This window comes from Aquiflexum sp. (genome assembly GCF_977115555.1).
Genome location: NZ_CDSBKL010000137.1, coordinates 1 through 9,824, shown reverse-complemented (window position 1 = coordinate 9,824; position 9,824 = coordinate 1). Strand labels below are relative to the sequence as shown.

General features: G+C 40.6%; 9 protein-coding genes and 1 other RNA gene. 5 read left to right on the top strand and 5 right to left on the bottom strand.

Going from position 1 to position 9,824, the window contains the following annotated elements; genetic code table 11:
- Window positions 1-401: 401 nt before the first annotated feature.
- The 5 genes from ACZFYI_RS10010 to ACZFYI_RS09990 all read right to left on the bottom strand — a co-directional run bounded on the left by ACZFYI_RS10010 (window position 402) and on the right by ACZFYI_RS09990 (window position 6,533).
- A complete protein-coding gene (locus ACZFYI_RS10010) occupies window positions 402-1,364 on the bottom strand; it encodes a Gfo/Idh/MocA family protein (protein ID WP_462523988.1) in 963 nt (320 codons plus the stop codon).
- The gene (locus ACZFYI_RS10005; RefSeq protein WP_462523987.1) at window positions 1,361-1,945 is read right to left on the bottom strand and encodes an acyltransferase; all 585 of its coding nucleotides are present in this window, start codon (window positions 1,943-1,945) and stop codon (window positions 1,361-1,363) included. Before ACZFYI_RS10005 ends, ACZFYI_RS10010 begins: the two co-directional genes overlap by 4 nt.
- Window positions 1,942-3,069, bottom strand: a complete 1,128-nt coding sequence (locus ACZFYI_RS10000; protein ID WP_462523986.1) for a DegT/DnrJ/EryC1/StrS family aminotransferase — start codon at window positions 3,067-3,069, stop codon at window positions 1,942-1,944. The genes ACZFYI_RS10005 and ACZFYI_RS10000 overlap by 4 nt, the downstream gene beginning before the upstream one ends.
- Window positions 3,070-3,363: 294 nt before the next feature.
- The gene (locus tag ACZFYI_RS09995; RefSeq protein WP_462523985.1) at window positions 3,364-5,793 is read right to left on the bottom strand and encodes a GumC family protein; all 2,430 of its coding nucleotides are present in this window, start codon (window positions 5,791-5,793) and stop codon (window positions 3,364-3,366) included.
- Window positions 5,793-6,533, bottom strand: a complete 741-nt coding sequence (locus ACZFYI_RS09990) for a polysaccharide biosynthesis/export family protein (RefSeq protein WP_462523984.1) — start codon at window positions 6,531-6,533, stop codon at window positions 5,793-5,795. Before ACZFYI_RS09990 ends, ACZFYI_RS09995 begins: the two co-directional genes overlap by 1 nt.
- A gap of 516 nt (window positions 6,534-7,049) precedes the next feature.
- On the opposite strand from ACZFYI_RS09990, the gene ffs reads away from it, so the two are divergent.
- From ffs to ACZFYI_RS09965, 5 genes are all read left to right on the top strand, one after another.
- Window positions 7,050-7,136, top strand: an RNA gene (ffs, locus tag ACZFYI_RS09985) — signal recognition particle sRNA small type.
- A 139-nt stretch (window positions 7,137-7,275) separates the two neighbouring features.
- Entirely contained in the window at window positions 7,276-7,935 is a 660-nt protein-coding gene (fsa, locus tag ACZFYI_RS09980; protein WP_462523983.1) for a fructose-6-phosphate aldolase, read from the top strand.
- Window positions 7,936-8,071: 136 nt separating this feature from the next.
- Window positions 8,072-8,275, top strand: a complete 204-nt coding sequence (locus ACZFYI_RS09975) for a fructose-6-phosphate aldolase (protein WP_462523982.1) — start codon at window positions 8,072-8,074, stop codon at window positions 8,273-8,275.
- Window positions 8,275-8,985, top strand: a complete 711-nt coding sequence (locus tag ACZFYI_RS09970) for a cell division ATP-binding protein FtsE (RefSeq protein ID WP_462523981.1) — start codon at window positions 8,275-8,277, stop codon at window positions 8,983-8,985. Before ACZFYI_RS09975 ends, ACZFYI_RS09970 begins: the two co-directional genes overlap by 1 nt.
- A 105-nt stretch (window positions 8,986-9,090) precedes the next feature.
- Window positions 9,091-9,824: PDZ domain-containing protein (locus ACZFYI_RS09965; protein WP_462523980.1), on the top strand; the 734-nt coding region annotated here is incomplete at its 3' end.

Sequence of the window (9,824 nt, the reverse complement as noted above, 5' to 3'; positions counted from 1 at the left end):
AACCGGATTGCTTTTCCTTTTCTACCAAGATTTGACCAATACGCGGCCAGTCGTCGCCAATCTCCTAACTCTCAATTTTCTCTGTGAACTCTGTGTCCTCTGTGGTGATTTATTTTTTATAAATTAAAGAATTGAATTTCATTGTTTTTGGTGGAAGGCTAATTTTTGACTTGTGATTATCTCGGCCAAAAACCGGATTGCTTTTCCTTTTCTACCAAGATTTGACCAATACGCGGCCAGTCGTCTCTATCGGATGTACCCTCAATTTATAAATCCAGCTTCTGGAGAAGCAGGAAAGCGACGCCTCCTTTTACCTCTCACCATTTACAATTTCATTCCTCTACCTTCATCCTTTCTCTGAGTCCTCTGTGCCCTCTGTGGTAAAAAATTTTATTGATCTTTCAATGAAACGGATGATCTGCCAATGGCTTTTTGGAAAAAGGATGGTAATCACCGACGAGCCCGATTCCTTTTTGCTGCCTGATGTCATGGACAAGCTCCACAGAACTTCTTGCTTCCTGCAATCCAAAGCCTTTTCCTTCCAAAACCCCATCATAACTTTGCGTATGCAAGTCCACAAATCCCTCGCTGAATTCAATTTCATGTCCTTCCATTGTCAGGGAACGGTAAATGGTTTTTCCTTTAGACAAAACTGATTCTGGTAAAGTCTCCTGATTGATACTCAAAAACCACCGTACTCTTGCCCTTTCCAACTCAAGATATCCGGATGCCCGGTCATGGGTCTGCAGATGTACTACATTTGTTTTGACTTTCCCAAAAATCCAAACCAACATGTCAAAAAAATGGATTCCGATATTGGTTGCAATCCCGCCGGATTTACTTTCATCTCCTTTCCAAGAAGTGTAATACCAATTGCCCCTTGAAGAAATATAAGTAAGGTCAATGTCATGGATTTTATCGGCGGGTTCTGCCATCACTTTGCGCCTGAGTTCCAAAATAGCGGGATGAAGCCGAAGCTGAAGGATGTTAAAGACCCTCGAACCGGTTTCTTTTTCTACCAATTCCAGCCCATCGATATTCCAAGGATTGAGCACCAATGGTTTTTCGCAGATCACATCCGCACCTAGCCGTAGTCCAAACCTGATATGGGAATCATGTAAGTAATTTGGTGAGCAAACACTGACATAATCCACTCCTTGGTCAGTCCTTTTAAATTTTTCCAAAAACCTGTCAAACCTTTCAAATTCTGTGAAAAATGCAGCTTTGGGAAAAAAGCTATCCATCACGCCCACAGAATCAAACTTATCAAATGCTGCTACAATTTGGTTTCCGGTATCTTTGACCGCCTTCATATGCTTTGGGGCGATATACCCCGCTGCTCCGATCAAGGCAAAATTTTTCATGGTTTAATTCCTGATTTATGGACGAGTCCATTTTCCAAAATATATATCTCCCCACTTTCAGGACACTTGGCTTGTCCTTCTTGATCAAACACAAGCTTATGTCCATATTCACTCATCCATCCTTTTTGACGGGCGGGGTTGCCGATGACCAAGGCATGGTTGGGAACATCTTTTGTAACAACTGCCCCGGCGCCAATAAATGAATAGGCTCCGATATTATTGCCACAGACAATGGTCGCATTGGCGCCGATCGTAGCTCCTTTTCCAACTTTTGTAGGGAGGTATTCATTTTTCCTGCTGATGGCAGAACGGGGATTGATCACGTTGGTAAAGACCATAGATGGTCCAAGAAAAACATCGTCCTCGCAAGTCACTCCTGTGTAGATAGACACATTGTTTTGGACTTTAACATTGTTGCCAAGGACCACCTCGGGAGATACCACCACATTTTGGCCGATATTACAGTTTTTGCCGATTTTACAATTTGCCATAACATGGGAAAAGTGCCAGATCTTTGTCCCTTCTCCTATTTCGCAACCTTGATCGATATAGGCTGATTCATGTGCAAAATATGATTTCATAGGAAAAAACTTTTGATGGTATTGGTAATCAATTCTAGTTGGTCGGGCTCCATTTCGGTATGGATAGGTAGGGAAATGACTTCCTGACAGAGTTTTTCTGCAATTGGAAAATCCCCTTCCTGATAGTCATAAATTTGATAAGCAACCTGAAGATGGACCGGAAGTGGATAATATACCGTTGTTGGGATGCCAAATGAAGCAAGGTGTTTTGAAAACTCATCTCTGTCTACTCCTTTTAATTTGATGGTGTACTGATGGAAAGCATGTGTTGACTCTGACACCCTCTTGGGAATGGAGATATGGGAATGTTTTTCAAAAGCCTTGTCATAAGCCTTAGCAACCTCATTTCGGGCATTGATATATTGGTCCAAATACCTGAGCTTCACCCTCAACATGGCAGCCTGAATGGTATCCAAACGGGAATTGACCCCTAAGGAATGGTGGTGGTATTTCTTTTTTTGGCCGTGGGTGGAGATCATGCGCATCTTTTCTGCAAGGTCATGGTCATTGGTAAACAAGGCGCCGCCATCTCCAAAGCAGCCAAGTGTTTTGGAAGGAAAAAATGAAGTGACACCTATGTCTCCCATCGTTCCTGATTGTGCAAGAGTCCCGTCTGAAAATTTATAAACGGATCCGATCGATTGTGCGGCATCTTCAATTACTTTCAATCCATGTTTCTTTGCAATGCCCAAAATGGATTCCATATCCGAGCATTGACCAAAAAGATGGACTGGGACGATTGCTACTGTCCTATCTGAAATTACAGTTTCTATTTTGCTTACATCAATCTGAAAAGTAGCCTCATCAACATCCACAAACACCGGTTTCAATCCCAAAAGTGCAATCACCTCCACAGCTGCGATATAGGTAAATGCCGGAACAATAACTTCATCTCCAGGCTTAAAACCCAGCGCCATCATCGCTATCTGTAAGCCGTCTGTACCGTTGCCACAGGGGATGACATATTTACAGCTGAGGTATTCCTTCAATTCATCTGCAAATAACCTGACGTGTGGCCCGTTAATAAAAGAAGCTTGATCAATGACTTCCTGCATGGCTGCATCGATTTCCTCTTTGATCTTTTCATATTGGGACCTGAGGTCCACCATCTGGATTTTCTTCATTTGTTATTCATGCTTTCGCAAAGGTATGGTCACAGCTTCGCCACCTGGGTCACAGTAATTATGGGGGAAAAGGTATTTATTTTTGAATAGAACGATTCCCTTAAATACTGAATATTACAGGATTGATTCCTATTGTGTCAATGCCTATTTTAATATTGGGTATGACATGTTAGGTATCGTCAGTCTGACTGATCCCGATGTTTTTCGGGAAATGGTTATAAACACAATATGAGATCCCTCAGTCTTACCTCCTTCAGGATGACTTGTACCCCTTTCTTAATTACTCATTCATAATTACCCCCTTCTCATCGCCCGCTTCCACCACGGCAGCTGTACTTCCTCATGGTATCCGTAGTGACTGTTATACCCATAACCGTAACCATAGCCATAGCCAAAACCATAACCTTTGTCTATGTGTACGTCGTTGAGGATGCCGTATATTTTTGAAACCCCTCCTTTTTCGATGAGGTTATTCAAAACCTGAATATTGTTTTTGTTGGAAAAACCCTGTCTGAAAATGAAAAAATTAACATCCGAATGTTTGAAGAGTTCTTTTGTCTCTGAAACCAATCCAGCCGGAGGACAATCCAATACAATGACATCATATTCCTCCTTGATTTCGGCCATGATCTTTGAAAATTTATTTTGCAGGAGCAATTCAGCAGGATTAGGCGGTATCGGACCTGAAAGGATGATATCAAGGTTGTCATATTTGGTTTTCTTGACCACTTCCCTCCAAGGCATATTCTTGCTCAGGCAGGTACTCATTCCGAGGTCATTTACCAATCCGAATTCTTCAGCAATTTTTGGCTTTCTGAGATCCAAACCAATCAATAATGTATTTTTGCCCATAAGTGAGTAGACAGAGGCCATATTCACCGATGCAAAAGTCTTTCCTTCGCCAGAAATGCTTGAAGTGAATAAGATCGTAAGGTGCTCTTTATTTGGGTTGAGGTAGGACATGTCCGCCCTGATGTTTCTGAATGATTCGGTCACCGAGGATCGGGGGTTATGAAGGACCGGTTTGGGATCATTGCCTTGGTTTCTGCCTATCATTCCGATCAGCGGGGTTTTGATCTGTTTTTCGAGATCCTTAGGATCTTCAATTTTGGTGTTTAGAAAATCCCTGATTGAAATGTATCCGATGGAAAAAATCAGACCTATCGCCAAACCAATAATCAGGTTTGTGATTTTTTTTGGAAATACAGGTTCCTGACCGGCCCTTGCCAGATCCAAAATAACATTTTTTGGCATGTTGGATGCCCTGGTAATTTCGGACTCAGCCCTTTTTTGAAGCAGGTAAACGTAAATATTTTCATTTACGGTAAATTTCCTTTGGATTCCCAAAAGCCTCCTTTCCGTTTCCGGGAGTGCATTGATTTCCCTCTCGACTCTCTTTATCTGGGAATTGACTTCCTGAAGGTAGGTGTTTGTATTGCGGATAGAAGAAAGGATGTTTTCCTGCAGGGCTTTTTTTGTATTTCTTATCTGACTGTTGATTTCCCTGACAGGTGGCGCTTCCTCCGAAAAATTATTTGAAAGCCTCATTTTCTCTGCCTGGAGTTCACTGATTTTGACTACCAATGATTGCAAAAGTGGATCAGTATTGCCGATAATCGAAGGTGCCACTATGTCCTCCATGGTATCGTCGGTGATATATTTTTGGAGGGTCTGAAAATACCGGAGGTTGATTTCTGCTTGGGATTTATCTTTTTCAAGTTCCTGAAGCCTCAAAAATATCTGTGAGCCTTCTTCGCTCAGGTTAAAAATCCTGTTTTCGGACCTGTACTTTTCCAGGCTTCCCTCAAAAAAAGTCAGTGAATCTGTGATTCCGCTCAGTTGATCTTCTATAAATCGTATGGTATTCTCAGCGGCCTTGTTTTTTTCATCCAATTCCCTTTGAAGGTAAACTTCCATCAATTTGTTAAGGTAATCCTCCCCCATTCTTCTGACGGGAGTTTCAAATGAAATATTCAGGATGGAAGCCTGTTTGTTGATGGGGCTGACGTTTATTTTATCTTTTAAGAAAAGTGCCAAAGAGGGTGTATCTACCAATTGGAAAAGGATTATATCCCCAACTTTGGCATCATTGCGTTCTACTTTGATCTTTAAATAGTCCGACTCAATGGTTTCACCAAAAGCATAAGTCGGTTTGATTTCCGGGATTTCTTCTATTTCAGTTTTATAAAAAGGATCATTTGGATTGAATATTTCAAATTCATCCCCGTCAGGTTCAATGCTGAAAGTCTCCTCATCCAATACTTCAATCACAAATTTTCCTTTGACCAACTGGGGATGAGTCCAATCCGCATCGACCTCGACAGGAACTCCCGCATGCACCTGCGACCTCATCAATAGGTCATCTGTGAAATAGAAAACATCCAAACCAAGTTCCTGAATAGCTTCTTCTGCAAGTGTATATGACTTTAGGATTCCGATTTCGTTTTCGACGTTGTTTTTGATGGGCATCATCCCAACGGCATCAAAGATCTCTGAACCCAAAGCCTGTGGTTCTTCTGTGATTATCACCGTGGACTGAACCATGTAGACTGGGGTTGCATATTTATTGAAAAGGAATGCGCCCAGAACGCAAACCAAGGTACAAATGGCAATAAATGGCCAATATTTGAGATAGTTAAAAAGAATAACCTTCAACTCAATATCATCCTCATGCGGCGGCAAAAAAGGATCCGGAAGAAATGGGTAGGAATTGTTTGTACTCATCAATTTTGGAGGATAATATTCAGAACCAAGGCTACGGCTGTGACAGAAGAAAGAATCAAGGCGACGGTCTGAGCGGTATTTTCGCCCGTACCGATCTCCCTGGCTTTCAGAGGCTCAGCATAAATCTGATCATTTGGCTGTATAAAATAATAAGGCGTTCGTATGATCTGCCTGTCATTGAGATTGATTCTGTGAAGTTTTGTCCCATCAGGATATTGTCGGACAAGAATGATCTGATCCCTTTTGGCTACAGTGGTCAAGTCACCCGCCTGTGCAATCGCTTCAAAAATAGTCAATCTATCCTGCAGGACAACATATTTGCCTGGTCTACGGAATTCCCCAAGTGTAGAAAACCGGATCCCTCCCAATTTAACCCTGACAAAAATCTCTGAGGTAACATATTTTTTCAGACTGTTTTCAACCAGGATCCGTACTTCATCTAAAGTCATGTCATTGACCTGAATTTCACCTAGCAATGGCATCCTGATAAATCCATTTTTATCAATCGTATATCCTGTCATGTAATAAATATCACCACCAGATTGGGCTATCTGACCAAATACAGCATTGTTTGCCTCATTTTGGATTTTTGAAGTAAGTCCTTTTTCAAGGATCTGCTCTATGGTCTGGATCTGAATATCGATGATATCATTGAACTGAAGCCTGTATTCCGGCAATTCGTAGCTGATCAATTCTCCGTCTTGGATGACATTATTGCCTTCAAGGTTTTGATAGTACATAATCTTCTCATTGGATACACAAGAAGAATAGACAAGAATTAAAACAAGCAACAATATACTCTCAACGACCTTTTTCATGAACAGAAAAAAAGAAATATTCATAGGGAACTTTATGCGTAAACTTAACCAAATAATTTAATTATTGAACTGGTCTATGTGCCACCTGGAAATTGACTTGTAGCATTGGGGCTAATTACAAAAAAAAGCAAAGAATCAGTATTGTTTATTCTTTTTTTAAAAGAATTAATAAAAAATCAAGGTGAAATCCCGGGATTTTTCACGAAAAGGAACCAAATCTCTTTAAAGCTTGAAAAGATCCCGAAATCATCCATATTCCAACCAAATTGATTGCAATAAGATGTAAATAAATTCCTAAATCCCATTTCGGTTTTTTCTTTAACCATGAAGAAAATTCTTTCCATAAATTAATCATTGATTTTGAACAGTTTAACAATAATTGTTTTTGATTTATTTAAGCTTGTTTGAAACCGGAGAATTTTGCCTTACATTTGCGTCCTAGCGGCACGACCAGCTCCTGCTGAATCCCCCAGGTCCGGAAGGGAGCAAGGGTAAGCAGTCGTAGCGGTGCGATGCCGCTTCTTTTTTTACTTTTTGATTTCACTAATTCGAGATATTCCAAGTAATTATTTTCATTTGGCATTCCTCATTTTACATTCTTTTTCCCCTTCCAATTACTGATTTATCAATTAACTTTGTGCACTTCACCATAAACACATCATATATGAAATTCTTTATCGATACCGCCAACCTCAATGATATCAAGGAAGCATACGATCTTGGCGTATTGGACGGCGTGACCACCAACCCATCATTGATGGCCAAAGAAGGCATCAGCGGGGAAGAGAGAGTTCGTGCCCATTATAAGGCCATCTGTAACATCGTAGACGACAATGTGAGCGCCGAAGTCATTGCCACAGATTTTGAAGGCATGATCAGAGAGGGAAAAGAACTTGCCAAAATCGATGACAAGATCGTGGTGAAAATCCCGATGATCAAAGATGGCATCAAAGCGATCAAATATTTTTCAAATGAAGGAATCCGAACCAACTGTACCTTGATTTTTTCTGCAGGTCAAGCGCTTTTGGCTGCAAAAGCAGGAGCAACTTACGTTTCTCCATTTATCGGAAGATTGGATGATATCTCCTATGATGGACTTGAGCTGATCGATCAGATCGTTAATATTTATCAGAATTATGGCTATGCCACGCAGGTATTGGCAGCTTCAGTGAGGCATACCATGCACTTGATCAAATGTGCTGAACTTGGTGCAGATGTGGCAACCTGCCCACTGAAGGTGATTTTGGGATTGTTGAACCATCCGCTCACAGATTCAGGATTGGCGACTTTCTTGGCTGACCATGCAAAGGCTGCCGGCAAATAATTGAATTTAAAGAAATGGACCGGAAGTTTTAAAAAATTTACGGTCCATTCCTGTTTTAATATGTTTTGTGGAATAGATTGAAACAGAATCCCAAAATCCGTTGTTTTGAAAAACAAAAGAGGAACCCCAAACCGCCATGTATATTTTAAAAGTAAAAGGAAAAGCCAAAATCCCTGATTATGTACAGATCAGAGATGATAATTTTGTCTTGGTGGCTTACTTCAGGGCTGACAGACCTTTGAAGAATATTGAAAAATTTGGTTTGGAAGGAAAGGAAGCAGAACTCGAGACGTTGATCAAAGAGCTGCCATTTGGTAAAACACAAAAAATTGAGATTTAATGGAATTCGGAAAGGATGCAGTAATTGAGGTAAAAGATGCCTGTATTTTTCAGGGCTTGGATGCAGTCCTGCAGGATGTTAATTTTTCAATAGGAAAAGATGAATTCGTTTTTTTGATCGGAAGAACTGGAAGTGGGAAAAGTTCACTTTTAAAAACCCTTTATGCCGATCTTTCCCTTAAAATGGGCCAAGCTGAAATAGTAGGTTTTCAACTTTCAAAAATCAAGAAAAGTGAAGTGCCATTCCTCAGACGAAAGCTCGGGATCGTATTTCAGGATTTCCAGCTTTTTCCTGATAGGTCTATTGCCGAAAATCTTTTCTTTGTCATGAAGGCTACGGGCTGGAAGGATAAAGAAAAAATGAAAAACCGAATGATCGAAGTTCTCCTCAAAGTCGGTCTTGCAGATGCAGCCACCAAAATGCCCCATCAACTTTCTGGAGGTGAACAGCAGCGGGTAGTAATTGCAAGGGCTCTCATCAATAAACCTTCCATAGTTTTGGCAGATGAACCGACAGGTAATCTAGATCCGGATGTCGCAGATGGGATTTTCAAACTTTTTCAGGAAATCAACAACGAAGGAACCGCGATCCTAATGGCAACCCATAACCATGATTTATTGAGAAAATATCCATATCGGGTCTTGAAGTGTGAAAAAGGAAAACTTTTGGACAGCAAGACATCAGATATCACCATCAATACTTCGTATTGATTTTCAAAAATTTTAAAATACTTTTTATCTTTTAAATCATTTCTGCATTGAACCCGTTATGTTCTTTGTTTGAAGCTAGTTATCAATCCATTAAAGTAATTGCTTATGAAATACGTATTCAGTAAAAAGTCCGGTCTAGCTCTTTTGTTTGGAGCATTGATTTTCTTGAATTCTTGCAAAGACAAAACAGATGATCCCGTTCCTGAATTATCTGCAGATGCCAAAGTAAATACTTGGATCCAGAGTGTGATGGATGAAGTATATTTGTGGCTAGATGATATGAAAAAGCCGATATCTTTAGAATCGGACCCTGAAGACTATTTTGAATCCTTGCTTTTTAGACCTACGGATAGGTTTTCGGTCATTTATCCCGATTACCAAGAGCTGATAAATAGCCTTTCCGGTGTGAGCAAAGAGGCAGGCTATGAGATTACACTTGCACGTGAAAGCAGTACAAACAACAATGTCATCGCATTCATTACCTACACCAAAAAAGGCAGTCCTGCAGAAACCGCAGGCCTCAGAAGAGGAGATTTGATCACACACATCAACGGTGTTAGGATGACGCTGGACAACTACCAGGAAATTTTAGGACAAAGGTCAGAGGCTCATTCTATTTCCTATTTAAGATACAATGAAGGAACTTCAAATTATGTCGCACAGACTCCCGTGGACCTGACTACTTCAGTTCTATCAGAAGATCCCAATTTCCTTGACTCTATTTACACCATCGGGAATCAAAAAATCGGCTACGTGGTCTATCATTTTTTTGCTCCGGGCATAGAAGGACAAGCGACAAGATATGATGATGAAATGGATGCTGTATTTGCTAAATTCAA